Consider the following 16,965-nt stretch of genomic DNA (forward strand, 5'->3'; position numbering starts at 1 on the left):
TCTGTTCAATTTTCAAAGATCATTTTTCTCCGTCGCACTCAAGCGACAAGGATTATTATATATTAATTTATGACATTAATCGATCGAATTATATATATTTATTCATATTATTTTTATATTGCTACTATTTACTATATATTACTCTATATCTCTCATACTGATACACTAGGTATAGTTTGTGCATAATTGTATTATTTATTCACTATTTTTATATCCTTAATTACTAAATTATTTGATTCAGCAAGTTTATTATATATATTTAATTTGTCTAAATCATTAAAAAACATAACAAATTTATAATCATAATTACTCCAAATAGTTAAATCATCTCCTAAAATATAAAATGTACTAAATAATATTGATTGAACTGATATTTTTATAATTAGCTTTAAAGTTTCTAAACTTTCTATATTAAAATATATACCACTATTATTTTCTTTTCTTAATTCACATAATAATTCTTTTTCTTCCATTTCCAATGATTCTATCATTTTATCAAATTCTTTATCATTTAATCTATTACCATAGTAATCGACTATTATTGTCTTTCCAGACTTAAAAATATCTAATATAAAATTTATAAAATTATCTTCTATTATTTCAGCCTCTTTTATTTTTTCATTATATGTAAGAATTGCATTATTATATTTATCAAACCCTTCAATTATGTTATTTGGTGAAATACTAATTAGTTTATTAAATTTTTCTTTGCTTAATACTTTCATAAAGATTCTCCCTTAACCTAATATTTTATTTTTTATTATTTAAATTTTTATTTCTTTTAACTATTAAAAGAATAATCATACCTATAACTATTGCTATAACTATTAATACTATTATTATTGAATACTTTCTAAACATTTCACTTATAACTTCTTGATTATTAGAAAATTCATATCCTAATCTTAATAATGTATAATCCCAAATAATCATTCCAAGAGCAGAAAAAAATGTAAATCTTCCTGGATTCATTTCAATCATTCCAGCTATTAAAGATGTAAAAGTTCTTGCCATTGGTAATATTCTTGACATAAACACTCCAATATATCTATATTTATATATTTTTGTTTTTGTATCTTCTACTGATTCTTTAAACTTTGGATGTTTTTTTCCTATCCACTTTATAATATCCCATCCTATATATTTACCTATCATAAACATTACTAATGAACCAATAGATCCCCCAACAACTGCAATAACCATTATTAATAATATACTCTGCTTATTACTAGCTGCCATTGCCCCTACAAAGGGTAATATAACTTCACTTGGTATTGGTATACACAAATACTCCAATAAACTTGTGAAAAATACACTTATAAGCCCATATTTTAATATAAACACTTTGCATATAGCTATTAAACTCATTATTTTATTTCCTTCTCACAATCAAATATTATTTAAAATTATATCAAATGAAAATTTCATTATGATGCATATTATATTAATTTATAATAAAATATTATTTATCTTTTGAATTTAGTAAAATAAAGTTTTTTATTTTTAAAGCTATATACTGTTTATTTTTCTTATAAATTATTTCTTGTTTAGTAATCAATAATTTAAAAAATCTATTTCTAGGTATATATTTTTACTAATACCTATTAAAAATTATCATCAATTCTTTAGAAAAATATAATTTTCTAAAGAAAAAAATTCCAACCTATACTTAACAGTATATGTTGGAATTTAAATTACATTATTTTTTTTATATGTGAAACTATTGGATCTGCTAAAGTTCCTATAACAACTTGTATGTTCTTATTATCTAACTTCATTATTCCAGTTGCACCTATTCTTTTTAGTTCCTTTTCATTTACTTTACTTGTGTCTTTAAGTGTTAGTCTTATTCTTGTTACACATGCATCAATATTTTCTATATTCGATGTACCACCTAATGCTTCTAATACATTAACTGCCTTCTCTTCTATAGATGATGTTTTACTTGAAGTTTTACCTCTTTGTGCAGCATCTTCTACGATTTCATCTATTTTATCATCATCTTCTCTACCAGGTGTTGGTAAATTAAATTTCTTTATTACAAAATAAAATACAAAGAAGTATATTACTGCAAATATTAATCCTATAAGTATTATTTTTAATGGACCTGTTGATATACCATAACTTAAAGCAAAATCTAAAAGCCCTGCTGAGAATCCAAACCCCATTTTAAGTCCTAATACATTAGCAAGTGCTAGTGCTACACCTGTCATAATTGCATGGAATACATACAAGATTGGTGCTAAGAACATAAAAGTAAATTCTATTGGTTCTGTTATTCCCGTTAAAAATGCTGTAGCTGCTATACTTACAAGCATTCCTGTTACTGCTTTTCTATTTTCTTTCTTTGCTGCCATTATCATAGCTATACAAGCAGCTGGTAATGCAAACATCATTATAAAATAAAATCCTGTCATATAAGTTCCGGCTGTAGGATCTCCAGCATAAAATCTTGCTATATCTCCTGTTACTACTTTTCCACCAGGACCTGTGAATGTACCAAATTGAACCCAAAATATTGCATTAAGTATATGATGTAATCCTATTGGTAATAAAAGTCTATTTAATACTCCAAATATAAATGCTCCAATAGCACCTGCATTTGCCATTGTGTTACCAAATGAATTAATTGAATCTTGTATCGATGGCCAAATCCAACCAGCAATTACACCTAATATTAAACAAGATAATGCTGTTACTATAGGTACAAATCTTTTTCCACCAAAAAATCCTAAAAATTGTGGTAACTGAATATCTCTAAATCGATTATATAATACCCCTGCTACTATACCTGATATAACCCCTGCAAGTACTCCCATATTAATACTTGCATCAAATGATATAGCTGTGTTTGTAAGTGTATAATACCCAACTGCTGCAGCTAATCCAGCAACTCCATTATTTTCTTTGGCAAGGCCTATTGCTATTCCTATTGCAAAAAGCATTGGTAAGTTATCAAATATAGCACTACCTGCTTTATTGATCCAAACAATATTAAAAATGTCTGGTGCTCCTAATCTCATAAGTAGCGCTGCTGCTGGTAATACTGCAACTGGTGTCATAAGAGCTTTTCCTAGCTTCTGAAGACCACCCACTACTTTATTATTTCCTTTTGCCATGTCAATTCCTCCATTGTTAATAATATATATATTAATTAAAAATACCAATCAATAATAATATATATATCTATTAATCACAATTAAAAATTACTTCTTTTATATTATAATTCCCTACTAATCAGTTATTTATTAGATTATAAATTAATTTTTTAACATATCTAAAATGAATTTATTTTCATTTTTATGGTTATTTTTATATGTATTTGTATTATTGCAAACAGTTTCTTTTGAAAATTTTGCAAAATTTATTTCTTTACTTATTGACACTTTTTTCTATGTACTATATAATTTTCTTGTAAACGTGTTACTGAGATAGATCAGGCATAAGTTTAATATTAAACTTATGCCTTTTTTGTATATAATAATATTTTTAATCAAAATTAAGCATGTTAATAATTGATATAATCTTTTAATGATAGAAAGGACTTGAAAATATGTTTGGATTTTTTAAGAAAAAGAAACAAGACGAAGCTCTAAATTTTGTTGCACCAGTTAGTGGAAAGGTAATAGACTTATCAGAAGTACCTGATCCTGTCTTCGCTCAAAAAATGGCTGGAGATGGAGTTGGAATTGATACAACTGGAGATGTAATAGTTGCACCTTGCGATGGAGAACTATCATTAGTTTTTAAAACTAAACACGCATTTGCTATGACATTAGATAATGGAATAGAATTATTAGTTCATATAGGTATAGAAACTGTATCTCTTAATGGAGAAGGATTTGAACAATTAGTTGAACAAGGAACTAAAGTAAAAGCTGGAACTCCAATAATTAAAATTGATAGAGATTTTATTAAAGGAAAAGGATTATCATTAGTTACTCCTGTACTTATAACAAATCCTGATTCTGTTAAGTCAATAGAAGCTAAAACTGGAGTTGATGCAGTAGCTGGTGAAACAGTAATTATAGAATATGGTCTATAAAAAAAATAACTCATTGCTTAAAGCAATGAGTTATTTTTTATTGTAATTTTAATCTTCTTCTTGTTAATAAGTATATTATACTACCTAGTATGACCATAACAACACCTTTAACAATATAGTTTTCTACATCTAAACTTGTTTTTGGCAAATCTGTTACATCACATTTTTTTACATTATTTTCGTGTAATCCTAAACTTATAGAATCATCATACTCTCCTGAGCTTAAGCTTATCTCTCTACTTTTATAGTTTTTAATATTTTTATTTTCTCTATTTGTAATATCATAATTATCTGGTACTTCAAAAACTGTATAATAATTACCAGGCTCTAAATTTTCGAACTTATAATGTCCATTATTATCTGTCTTTGTAAAATACAATAACTTACCATGTGAATCACATAAAAATACTTTTACATTAGGTATACCCTTTTCATCAGAATTCTTTTTTCCATCTTTATTTTTATCATTCCACACAATACTTCCTATAGTACCTGTCCTTACTAATCCTACATTTACGTTTTCACTTCTTCTATCAGAATTTATTACTATATTTTCACTGAATCCACCAGTATTTACATTGCTATACTCTGTATTTAATCTAGCATTTTGTTTTGTGAAGTTATTATACTTATTTGGTAAACTTACACTTACTTTGTATTTACCATCTTCCAAGTTATTAAATTTAACTTTTCCATCTTCATCTGTAGTTTTTGCAATTACTTCTCTCCCAAAAATATCTTTAGCAATATTTCCTTCTGAGTCTAACAGCTTAACTTTAACTCCAGCTATACTCTTTTCATTAGAATCTTTAGCACCATTGAAATCTTTGTCCTCCCAAACGCAAGTAGTTATTTCTCCTTTAAACAACATACCAACATTTAAATTATCATAAAACTTACCTTTTTCTACATTAATTAATTTGCTTTTCCCACTTTTATCAACAGAATTACCATCAGTTAATTCATTATTCTGCGGAGAAAAATTACTGTACTTTTCTGGCTTAATTACTTTTACATAATACTCACCTGGCATTAAATCCATAAATTCATATATTCCTTCAGAATTAGTCCTAGTAGTTTTCACTAAGTTTCCATCTTCGGTAAATAAATTTACTTTAACTCCACTTATTCCCTTTTCATTTAAATCTTTTATTCCATTAGAATTTTTATCTTCCCATACTTTACTTATTATTTTTGCTCTATGAAGTGCTATATCTAAATTGTCTTCAGAGTCTCCTGATAATAAAGTAAAATTACTTGTCTCCCAATTATTATTTATTCTATTTTCTCTTTTATTTAAAGTTGGTAAATATGATTCTGATTCATCTATAAACCTTAAGTTATATTTCCCAGGCATTATTCCTTTAAATATATAGCGACCATCACTATCAGTTCTTTTTTCACTTATAAGTTTCCCATTTTTATATAATTCTACAATAATATTTTTAATACCATTTTCTCCATCATCAAGCTTTCCGTTCCAATTTATATCATTCCATACATAACTATTTATTGTTACAGAATTAGTTAATCCAGCATCAATGCTATAATTTTTCATACCCTTTGAAGCAGTTATAAGATGTGTAATTCCTTCCTTATTAAAATCATTGTCAATATTTGAATTACTATTAGTCTTATAATCAGTAATCATTTCATACTTATTATTTTTATCTACCTTTATACGATAATTACCCTCATCTAAATCTTTGAAAACATATCTTCCAAAAATATCTGTTTTTGTTTTTGCAATTTCCTGTCCGCTTTCATTTAAAAGTATTACTTCTACTCCTTTAAGTAACTCTTCATCATTGTCTTGTATACCATCACCATTTTTGTCATGCCATACTTTTCCTCCAAGAGATACTTTTTCATAATTTATATCCTCTTCTAATTTTGGTGAATAATCTTTTATATTAGTATTTAAAATATTTTTATAATCTTTTATATATAAATCTCTATTCTCTGATAAGGCCTTTTCATAATCTTTTTCAAAATTTTCTGTTTTACAAGTATCGTCTTCCAAATACGGAAAACTATAATATAAATCTTTATTTCCTTTATCTTTGCTATTTTCTAATTCACTTGTATTTTTATCATCAGCATATACATAACTTACTCCCGTAAGTTGAAAAAACTGAAATACTATAGAAATTACTAAAGTAAGTCCTAACCACCTTATTTTTTTATTATTATTCCTTATCATAATTATAAATCACCTTATTTTTCTTGAGTATTTGTTATTTAATTAAATCAAGCTTTACAATAAATCTTTCAGGTGCATGTCCAAGATAATTAAAAGGATAACATGTCACTAAAGTAAGGCTTGGTTTATTTTCCTGTGATAAAATTGATTCATCATCAGGAGTTGTAATATAAGTTCTTTTAACCTTGAACTTATATGTATTATTTAAACTTTCTATATCAACTTCGTCTCCAATTTTTATGTTTTCTAAGAAACCAAATGTTGTCTCCCTATGTCCAAGTATAATTGCTGTACCATTATCTCCTGGATATATTCCATTATCATAAAGAGTTGCTCCACCCCTTAAGTTTTCTTCTGTAGCTCCCATAAGTATAGGAATTTGTTCACCAGTTTTAACTACTACTATTTTTCCTATTATATCTTTACCATCAACTTTTACAACTGGATACTTATTTTTATTTGCTTTATTGTCATTGTTTTTTTGAGTTTCATTATCTTTTCTTTGCTTATCCCATTCACTTATATTTTTTGATATATCATGTTTATCTAAAGCAATCTCTAAAAAAGGATATGCTATAGTAACTAATCCACCTAATATTAATATTATTCCTATAAGTTTAAATATTTTAAATTTCTTATTTTTTTTATTTAAAACCTTTTTATCCTCATTACTCATATTAACCCCCAAGTCTTTATAATACTTACTTCTATCATATTATCTCAAACTAACCTTTTATTTTGTAATATGTTATATGATCTTGCCATACTCCATTTATAAAAAGATACTTTTCATTTATTCCAAGTTCCTTAAATCCATTTGATAAAAGAACTCCTTTTGATTTTTCATTATCCAAAAGTACAGATGCTTCAACCCTATGAAGATCCAAATCTCTAAATGCATAATTAACAGTTAAATTAACAGCTTCCTTCATATAACCTTTTCCTTGATATTCTTCATCTATTGAATATCCTAAAACTGCACTTTTAAATACTCCATACACTATATTAGATAATCTTAATTTTCCAATTAATTTATCATCTTTTATAATAGCTAAATCAACAGCTGTCCCATTTAAAAATTGTTTATAACTTTCATTTAATGATGCTCTTTGAGCTTCTATTGTATAAAAGTCTGAATCTCTTGTTGGTTCAAATTTTTCAAGATGCTTTTCATTTCTAATATAATAGTCTAATAATTCATCAGCATCATTTGGTGTAAAATTTCTTAATGAAATATTTTTACCATTTAATTTAACCATAGGAGCACAATTTTTATATATATAATCTTCTCTATTAATTCCTAAAATAAGTTCGCCTTTATATATTCCATTTGAAAACACATTGTCAGATAGTATACCTTCTAATATAAATCCTAAATCTAAAAATGGTGATAAATTCATGTCTTCAATTACTTTTATATTAACTTTAAAAATATTTTTATCTTTAAATGTCGCTCTTAAAAGCATTTCTAAAGTTTCCCTTAATAAATTATAGTCATATTCCCTATAAAATTTTAATTCAAGATTACATCTTCTATTTGATTGATCCAACTCTGATATTTCAAATCTACCTATATTTATATTATTTTTATCTTTAATAATATACTCTTTATGACTTCCATTATTTAAAATTATACTCACATTATTACTTAATGACATATTTAATTCTCCTAAAATAATAGTCTTATAACAATATTATATATTATACTTATATGTTTACAAGCTATTAGTTTTCTTATTTATAATAATATATTTATATAAAAAAAGCCGTCTTTAAATATTTAAAATACGGCTTTTCAAAAAGTTATCCCCAATTTTATCAACATGTTGTTGATAACTTTAATTTTAGACACTATATATTGTGGCGAACATACTGTTGCATATACTATTATTTTGATCTTTTGTATCGACAATAGTCGTTTTTATCCAATTTTTGTAAAATAATATTTTAAATTTATCCACAGCTTGTTTTATTTAGTTATTCATTCCTAATAAATCTTTTATAACTTCTCCTCCAATTATCATTCCTGCAACTGGTGGAACAAATGATATACTTCCTGGAATTTGTCTCTTTTCAGCACATTTTTTTGTGCCACCTGTACATACACAACCTGTTTTGCATGTAACTACATCTTCTGTTCTTGGTTTTGTTGGAAGTTCTTCTGAATATACAACTTTAAGTTTTTTTACACCTCTATTTTTAAGTTCTCTTCTCATAACTTTAGCCAAAGGACACACTTTTGTTTTAAATATATCTGATACTTTAAACTGAGTTGGATCGAATTTATTTCCAGTTCCCATTGAGCTTATAATTTTTATATCATTTTCATAACAATATTTTGCTAAAGCAATTTTTGCGCTTACAGTATCAATTGCATCAACTACATAATCTATGTCATCTGTAATAAATTCTTCTATATTATCTGGTGTAACAAATGTTTGATAAGTTGTTACATTACACTTATGATTTATACTTAATATTCTTTCTTTCATAACATCAACTTTAACTTTGCTTATTGTGCTGTATGTTGCATGTATTTGTCTATTTAAATTAGTAAGACATACTGTATCATCATCAACTAAAACTATATTACCAACGCCAGCTCTAGTTAAAGCTTCAACAGTGAAACTTCCAACTCCACCTACTCCAAATACTATTACTTTTGAATTTTTTAATTTATCTAAACCTTCTTTTCCTATAAGTAACTCTGTTCTTGATAAAGCGTGTTGTGCCATCTTTTTATCTCCTTTTGTATAAAATATTTATTTATATTTTATTTTATATTATATCCTTATACAAGTATTTAATTATAATAACTTATATGTTTACTATAAAGATTATTAAGTCTATAATATAACCTATACTATTTAATAAAACGGAGGATTAATTTATGGTAATAGGTATTATAAGCGCAATGAGCGAAGAATTAGAAATTCTTTTAAAAGATATGGAAGTTACAGAATCAAAAACTAAAGCAAAAATGACATTCTATAAAGGAAGACTTTGGGGTAAAGATGTTGTTGCTGTAGTATCAGGAATCGGTAAAGTTAACGCTGCCGTATGTACTCAAATACTTATATCAGAATACAATGTTGATAGAGTTATAAATGTTGGTGTTGCCGGTGGTATCGGTATGGATATATATCCTGGAGATGTTGTAATTGCTGAAAACTTAGTTCAATATGATATGGATACAACAGTATTTGGAGATAGACATGGTCAAATTCCAAGATTAGATACATTTGATTTTATATGTGATAATGAATTAGTTGATGTTTGTAAAAAAGCTTGTGATGAAATAGAAGGATTTAATACTTTTGCAGGTAGAATAGTTTCAGGTGATCAATTCGTTGCAAGTGTTGAAAAAATAAAATGGCTTGAAAAAGAATTTGAAGCTAAAGCTGTTGAAATGGAAGGTGCAAGTATCGCTCACGTTTGTTACTTAAACAATATTCCTTTTGTAGTTATTAGATCAATTTCTGATAATGCAAATAATGGTGCACATATGGATTACGAAAAATTCACACCAATTGGAGTTAGAAATTCAACTACAATACTTAAAAGTATGATAGAAAAATTATAATAAAAAAAGTCCTTAATTTAAGGACTTTTTTTATTATATAAATTATATTTCATATACAAATAATCCACTCCTAAGTTTAGGTTCGAACCAAGTTGACTTTGGAGGCATTACCTTTCCTTTATCAGCTACTTTCATAATATCTTCAATATCTGTTGGATACATTGAAAATGCTACTTTCATATCAGTATTAACCCTTTTTTCAAGTTCTTTTAAGCCTCTTATACCTCCAATAAAATCAATTCTATCTGAAGTTCTAATATCTTTTATATTTAAAATATCTTCTAATATATTTTTTTGAAGTATTGATACATCAAGACTTGATATTATATCATCTTTATTAAATGCATTTTCCTTTGCCTTTAATTCATACCAATTATTGTTTAAATACATACCAAAGGTATGCTTAACCCTTGGTTTATATCCATCTAAATTATTAAATTTTTTAACTTCAAACTTATCCTTTAATCTATTTATAAACTCATCATTTGTAAGTCCATTTAAATCTTTAACTACTCTGTTATAATCCATTATTTCAACCTTATCATGCGGAAATGCTATAGCTAAAAAATAATTAAAATCCTCATCTCCATCATAATTTTTATTTTCTTCTCTTCTTTTTTCACAAACCTTTTTTGCAGATTCACACCTATGATGCCCATCCGCAATGTACATATCATGAACTAATAAAAAAGCATCTTCTAACTTTTTAATATTTTCATCATCTTTAATAATCCATATAGTTTGCTTAACACCATCTTCTGTTTCAAAATCATAATCTGGATTTAAATTAATGTGCTTATCAATTATATCTTTTATATTATGATTTTGTTTATAAGTTAAAAATATTGGACTTGTATTTGCATTACAAACATCAAAATGATTTATTCTATCTAATTCTTTATCACTTCTAGTTAACTCATGTTTTTTAATTTTACCATTTATATAATCATCAACAGATGCTTTAAATGCTACTCCTATCTGTGTTATTTTTCCCATTGTTTCCTTATATATATAAAAGTAATTTTTCTTATCTTTTATGAGATAACCTTTCTTTATAAAAGCATTTAAATTATCTCTAGCTTTTTCATAAACTTTTTTATCATAAGGATTAATATTACATTGTAAATCTATTTCAGACTTATCTATATGAAGAAATGAATATTTATTATTCTTTGCAATCTCTCTAGCCTCTTCACTATTTATGACATCATAAGGAAGCGAAACTATTTTTGAAGCTAATTCACTCTTTGGTCTTATTGCTTTAAACGGCTTAGCTACTACCAAATTAAACTCCCCCTTATACTTTAAAAAATTCTTTTATTATATTACATACTTCCTCTCCTATCCTTTGTTGAGCCTCAAAAGTTGATGCTCCTATATGAGGAGATATACTAACATGCTCGTTATTTATAAGTTCATTGTTTTGTGTAGGTTCATCTTCAAAAACATCAATTCCAGCACCTTTTATATGACCACTATTTAATGCATCAATTAACGCTTTTTCATCAACTACCTTTCCCCTAGCACAATTTATAAGGTAAGAACCTTCTTTCATTATACTTAATTCCTTTTCTCCAATTAAATATTTATTATCATAAGGAACATGTAATGAAACAAAATCAGATACTTTCAATAAATCTTCAAATTCTAAAAACTCATAACTTAACTCACTATGAATTCCCTCTATAGTAAAGTATACTACTTTCATTCCTAAAGCTTCAGCTTTTTTTGCTAAACTTTGTCCTATCCTCCCCATGCCAACTATTCCAATAGTCTTACCAAATATCTCTGTTCCTTTATATTTCTTTTTATTCCATTGTCCTTTTCTCATAGTATAATTTGAAGCATTTAAAAATCTAGAAACAGAAATTATATGACCAATTACAAGTTCTGCAACAGAATTTGAACTAGCATTTGGAGTATTTCTTACATTTATACCTATACTACCTGCAAAATCAACATCAATATTATCAATTCCAACTCCAGCCCTTATAATAAGTTTTAATTTACTCCCATTTAACTTTTCTAATATATCCTTTTTTAGTTTAGTTGCACTTCTTATTACAATACAATCAAATTCTTTTAATTTACTTTCTAATTCAAACTTATCATAATGAATATTTACTATTTCAAACCCTAGACTATTTAACTTGCTTATTGAATCTTTATCTAAACCATCATTTAATAATATTCTATACATAAATTCACCACCTAATATACTTACAAATTATAACTTTAGTATATTATCTATAACCTCTAATAGTTCTTTTATATCTTGAACTGTACAGTCAGCCATATGAGCTATTCTAAATGTTTTTTCTTTTAGATTACCGTACCCATTTGAAATTACAAATCCATAATTTCCAAGTTCCTTATTTAGATTTGAAACATTTATTCCTCTTACATTTTTTATTGTTGTTAAAGTATTTGATAAATACTCATCTTTAAATGGAAATAGTTCAAAGTTTTTTCTTCCCCACTCTCTAACTATATTCGCCATATCTATATGTCTTTTAAATCTATTTTCTAGTCCTTCAATATTTAAAATATAATTAAGCTGATAATCTAAAGCATACATATGAGATAATGATGGTGTTGATGGATATTGATAATTTTTGTTTTTTATATACTTATATAAAGATAAAAGATCTAAATAATACCCTCTATTTTTAACTAGTTCTGCCCTATCTTTAGCTTTCTCAGAAAAAGTACAAACTGCAAGTCCTGGAGGAAGTCCAAGTGATTTTTGACTTGAAGTTATACAAATATCTATCCCAGCCTTATCAACTTCTATTTTACTTCCACAAGCTGAACTTACTGCATCAACTATAAATACAATATCAGAATATTTCTTCATAACCTCTCCTATTTTTTCAATAGGGTTCATAACTCCTGTTGATGTCTCATTATGAGTTACTGCAACCAAATCATATTTACCTTTTTTCAAAATGCTATCTATAAATTCTGGATTTAATGCATCCCCCATTTGAATTTCAAATAAATCAGCATCAACATTATTAGCTAAAGCCATTTCATACCATCTTTTTCCGAAAGCTCCTATTGAAAATACTGCAGCCCTTTTTAATGTGCAGGACCTTATAGCTCCTTCCATAAGTCCACTTCCTGATGATGTTGATATTAATATTTCACTTTTCGTAAAAAACAATTTTCTTAAATTGTCGCTAATTCTTCTTTGAAGATTTGATGCATCATTACTTCTATGTCCTATCATTTTTTCTGACATATATTTCAAAACATCTTCCCTAACCTCAACTGGGCCTGGTATAAATAATTTTTTATGCATATTTATTCTCCTCTCAAATTCCCTTAATTATTTATAATATGATTCATATTATAATCTTTGAATAAAATTATAATAAAAAAAAGCTATCATATAGAATAATTCTATATGATAGCTTTTTATTTAATTTGTCATATTTATTAGTGAGTAAATCCGTATGCACCTTTTTTAGTTTCTCTATCTTGAAGTACACGAGCTTTATTAAGAGCTTCAATACCATCTTTAATATCTTGAATTAATTGTTCTGCCATATTATGACCAAGGTCAGCACGACATACAATACGTTGAATTATTACATCTTGTAAGTTTTCTGGTAATGGATAAGCAGGTACTTGCCATCCCTTCATTAATAGTCTATCTGCTAAATCATACAATGTCCATTCTACATTAGCATCTTCTTTTAATTTATAACAAACAATTGGTAAGTTTGATCCATCATTATATATTTCAAATAATCCCATATTTTCTATTTCTTTTGAAAGATATATTGCAACGTCTCTAGTTCTTTCTTGTATTTTCTTATATCCTTCAAATCCATATCTTAAGAAATTATAATATTGACCTATGATTTGACTTGCACTTCTTGAGAAGTTAATAGCCATTGTTGGTAATTTACCACCTAAGTAACTTACTTCAAATACTAATTCTTTTGGTAAGTATTGTTCATCTTTCCAAAGTACCCAACCTATTCCTGGGTAAACAAGTCCATATTTATGACCTGATGCACTAATTGAAACAACATTTTTTAATTTAAAGTCCCATTCAAGATGTGGTTCAACAAATGGTGCGAAGAATCCACCTGAAGCACCATCAACGTGAATTGGTACTGATAATTTTGCTGTTTTATTGTATTCTTCTATTTTTGCATCTAATGCTTTAATATCATCATATTTACCAGTATAAGTTATACCAAGTATACCAACTACACCAATTGTATATTCATCAACATAGTCTAATACTTTATCTATATTTAAACTCATATGTTCTTCATCTAATGGAACTAATCTCATTTCGATATCCCAGTATACACAGAATTTTTCCCAACAAACTTGGTATCCTGATGATACTACTAAATTTGGTTTCTTAGCCATAACATCAATACCAGCTGCCTTAGCTCTATTTCTCCATCTAAACTTCATTGCCATACCACCTAGCATACAAGCTTCTGATGATCCAACTGTTGAAGTACCCATGTATTTCATATTTTCTGGCGCATGCCATAAATCAGCAAGTATATTAACACATCTGTTTTCAAGTTCAGTTGTTTGTGGATATTCTGATTTATCTATTGCATTTTTTTCTAATGTTTCTGCCATAATTTGAGTTGCTTCTGGTTCCATATATGTTTGACAGAATGTAGCTAAGTTCATTCTTGCATTACCTTCATCCATTAACTCATCTTTAACTAATCTATAAGCTATTCTTGGTTCTATTGGATTTTTGTGAAGAGTATATCTTGGTAATTCAACATCTTCCTCTTCAGTACCAAATATAGGTGTTCTATAAGTATCCTTTAATTTTTTATCATCTCTACTAAATAACATAGTAAATGCCTCCCTAATATTAATTAATTTTTATTTTAATGTTCATCATTGGGTAGTTTAGTAGTAAATGCTTGCCGCCTTGGTGAACCTTAACTCCTAATTTCTATAAATTATTTATTACTTTTCATTAACATAATCTTGAACATGTTCCATTGTATCTGCTTGTTGCATTACATCTTCTGGACTAGGGTTAATGTGATGTTCACCTCTTGCAATTGGGTGTATAAATCCATTAACTTCATGATGTTTAATTCTCTTAACCTTTGGAGTAACATCATTATGTTCAGATTTATCATGTAATGCATATATAACAAATGGAATTATGACTGCTACTATAAAGCTTATTATTAATATAGCTTCATATTCAGTAACACTTTTTCCTGTTAAACTGTTTGGTGGTACAAATGAAATTATTAATGAAAGAATTGACATTATTAATCCAGCTGCTGCCACTATAGATTTAACTACATTTCCTCCAGGAATTTGATAAGCTCTCTTCAAGCTATTCTTTTTGTATATTAATACAAAGTAACCAATAAAGAATAATATATAACCAACTAAGTAAATTACAACTGTTAATGATATAGCTGTTAAGAATGAAACGTTGTTACCACCGCCTCCAAATGTTAAAACTGCTGCCCATATTGTAACTACTAGTCCTTGAACCATAATTAATGGAACTGGAACATTGTGTTTATTAACTTTTCTAAATTTCTTTGGAAGAATTCCTTTTTGAGCCGCTACATACATACCTCTTGATGGTCCAACAACCCATGCACTAACTTCTCCCATAACTCCTAATGCAATCATTAATGCTATAATTTTTACAAGCCATCCAAGATCACTACTAAAATGTCCTATTAAAGCTTGGAATGTTTGAACAACACCTGCACTTAAATTTAATTCTGATTGTGGTATAACTGCTGCAACACCTAATCCACCTACAGTATTTAATATAATTGCAAGTACAATTAATATAATCATTGCTAAAGGATAATCTCTTTTTGGATTAGCCATTTCATTTACATGTGATGCTGATGCTTCAACTCCCATATATGCTAATATAAATGATACGAATACAACCAATGTATTAACCTTAGTAAAGTCTGGTATAAATGCGCTTCCACTTATTTTTACATCTATAGGATTTCCTCCAGCAACATATGCAATTACTAAACCAAATAAAATTATTGCTGGTATAACAATACCTACTATAAATCCTGTTTTTGCTATCTTTGCTGTATTTTTTGTTCCTCCTAATTGTGAGAAAGTTAATACCCAGAATATTACTAAAACACCTATAAATTTTATAACTGGATTAGTATTAAGTGCTGGGAAATCAAATACATATGATAACGCTCCTAATATAAAATAAATCATTGTTACAAATCCAACAGTTATTTGAAACCATTGAAAAAATATTGCTGCAAATCCAAATTTTTCACCTAAAGTATTACCTACCCAAGCAAATATTCCACCTTCTTGCCATCCATCTACTGTAGCCATTTCTGCTGCACATAACGCTACTGGTAAGAACCATAAAAATCCGCCTAGTAATAAAAAGAATACTAGATGAAAACCTGAAGTTGCGAATGTTGGATATTCATATACTGTCATTACCATAGATGCTGTTATTGCAAAGAATCCAAATAATGTTAAGCCTTTCTTGCTTCCTGCTGATCCATTATCCATAATTTCACGCCCCTTCAATATTTCTTTTTTAATGAACTACGATTCTTAAATTTGTCGACAAGCTTAAAAATTTTATTCCGCTCTATGGGTAAAGTATAACAATTGGAATTCCTAGTGTAAAACTCAAATTTACCAATATTTAACCACAAAGTTTCAAATTTAGTACTGAAATTTAATTATATTAAATTATTTCTATATTGCTTATATTTAATAACTTTTTTACAATATATATACTAATATCATTTTGATAATACTAGAAAACCTTGGAAATTAGCCATTTCTTTATTTTTGCTAGTCATTGCATCATTTATTAAATTTATAAACATAATAAACACGCTAGTTTAATCGTTTACAAGAACATTTTCGAATAAGATTTTTTTGTAATTAATTACTAATTATTAAAAATTGTTACTTTTATTGATTTATAGTCATAAATTCTACTCTTAAGTAACATATTATATAAAATTTTATTAATTTATTTATTTGTTTTATATATTATTAAATTTACTTTTATCAAATTATTAAATTTATCTAATGATAAGTAACTAAAATATGTACAAAGTTTATTATATTAATATAAGAAAAAGCTATTCTTTA

14 protein-coding genes are annotated in these 16,965 nt (G+C 26.9%); 2 read left to right on the plus strand and 12 right to left on the minus strand.

What is annotated here, in order from left to right; genetic code table 11:
• Positions 1-191 precede the first annotated feature (191 nt).
• The 3 genes from O212_RS0114135 to nagE form a co-directional block, all read right to left on the minus strand.
• A complete protein-coding gene (locus tag O212_RS0114135) occupies positions 192-725 on the minus strand; it encodes a hypothetical protein (RefSeq protein WP_024615750.1) in 534 nt (177 codons plus the stop codon).
• 25 nt (positions 726-750) lie between these two features.
• On the minus strand, positions 751-1,368 hold the full coding sequence (locus O212_RS0114140; protein WP_024615751.1) for a DedA family protein: 618 nt from the start codon (positions 1,366-1,368) through the stop codon (positions 751-753).
• Between the two features lie 326 nt (positions 1,369-1,694).
• A complete protein-coding gene (gene nagE / locus O212_RS0114145) occupies positions 1,695-3,119 on the minus strand; it encodes an N-acetylglucosamine-specific PTS transporter subunit IIBC (protein ID WP_024615752.1) in 1,425 nt (474 codons plus the stop codon).
• 434 nt (positions 3,120-3,553) lie between these two features.
• Here nagE and O212_RS0114150 point away from each other — a divergent pair, with 434 nt between their 5' ends.
• On the plus strand, positions 3,554-4,045 hold the full coding sequence (locus O212_RS0114150) for a PTS glucose transporter subunit IIA (RefSeq protein WP_024615753.1): 492 nt from the start codon (positions 3,554-3,556) through the stop codon (positions 4,043-4,045).
• Between the two features lie 37 nt (positions 4,046-4,082).
• Here the strand turns inward: O212_RS0114150 and O212_RS0114155 are convergent, their stop codons facing one another.
• The 4 genes from O212_RS0114155 to O212_RS0114170 all read right to left on the minus strand — a co-directional run bounded on the left by O212_RS0114155 (position 4,083) and on the right by O212_RS0114170 (position 8,983).
• The gene (locus tag O212_RS0114155; RefSeq protein ID WP_024615754.1) at positions 4,083-6,248 is read right to left on the minus strand and encodes an SdrD B-like domain-containing protein; all 2,166 of its coding nucleotides are present in this window, start codon (positions 6,246-6,248) and stop codon (positions 4,083-4,085) included.
• 34 nt (positions 6,249-6,282) lie between these two features.
• Positions 6,283-6,924 carry a class D sortase gene (locus O212_RS0114160; RefSeq protein WP_024615755.1) on the minus strand — a complete coding sequence of 214 codons (642 nt, stop codon included), beginning with the start codon at positions 6,922-6,924 and terminating at the stop codon, positions 6,283-6,285.
• Between the two features lie 49 nt (positions 6,925-6,973).
• Entirely contained in the window at positions 6,974-7,906 is a 933-nt protein-coding gene (locus O212_RS0114165; RefSeq protein ID WP_024615756.1) for a GNAT family protein, read from the minus strand.
• A gap of 315 nt (positions 7,907-8,221) precedes the next feature.
• A complete protein-coding gene (locus O212_RS0114170) occupies positions 8,222-8,983 on the minus strand; it encodes a tRNA threonylcarbamoyladenosine dehydratase (protein ID WP_024615757.1) in 762 nt (253 codons plus the stop codon).
• 155 nt (positions 8,984-9,138) lie between these two features.
• On the opposite strand from O212_RS0114170, the gene O212_RS0114175 reads away from it, so the two are divergent.
• Positions 9,139-9,831: a 5'-methylthioadenosine/adenosylhomocysteine nucleosidase gene (locus O212_RS0114175; RefSeq protein WP_024615758.1), complete on the plus strand. Its 693-nt coding sequence runs from the start codon at positions 9,139-9,141 to the stop codon at positions 9,829-9,831.
• Positions 9,832-9,873: 42 nt separating this feature from the next.
• On the opposite strand, the gene O212_RS0114180 is transcribed toward O212_RS0114175, so the two are convergent.
• The 5 genes from O212_RS0114180 to gadC form a co-directional block, all read right to left on the minus strand.
• Entirely contained in the window at positions 9,874-11,115 is a 1,242-nt protein-coding gene (locus O212_RS0114180) for a DUF1015 family protein (protein WP_024615759.1), read from the minus strand.
• A gap of 13 nt (positions 11,116-11,128) precedes the next feature.
• Complete coding sequence (locus tag O212_RS0114185; protein ID WP_024615760.1) at positions 11,129-12,031, minus strand: D-2-hydroxyacid dehydrogenase; 903 nt, start codon at positions 12,029-12,031, stop codon at positions 11,129-11,131.
• Positions 12,032-12,058: 27 nt separating this feature from the next.
• Positions 12,059-13,135, minus strand: coding sequence for an alanine--glyoxylate aminotransferase family protein (locus O212_RS0114190; RefSeq protein ID WP_024615761.1), 1,077 nt, complete (start codon positions 13,133-13,135; stop codon positions 12,059-12,061).
• A 137-nt stretch (positions 13,136-13,272) separates the two neighbouring features.
• Positions 13,273-14,676: a glutamate decarboxylase gene (locus O212_RS0114195; protein WP_024615762.1), complete on the minus strand. Its 1,404-nt coding sequence runs from the start codon at positions 14,674-14,676 to the stop codon at positions 13,273-13,275.
• A 117-nt stretch (positions 14,677-14,793) separates the two neighbouring features.
• Positions 14,794-16,368: a glutamate:gamma-aminobutyrate antiporter gene (gadC, locus tag O212_RS0114200; protein WP_024615763.1), complete on the minus strand. Its 1,575-nt coding sequence runs from the start codon at positions 16,366-16,368 to the stop codon at positions 14,794-14,796.
• Between the last annotated feature and the right edge of the window lie 597 nt (positions 16,369-16,965).

Source organism: Clostridium sp. Ade.TY, assembly GCF_000498355.1.
Lineage (GTDB): Bacteria > Bacillota > Clostridia > Clostridiales > Clostridiaceae > Clostridium.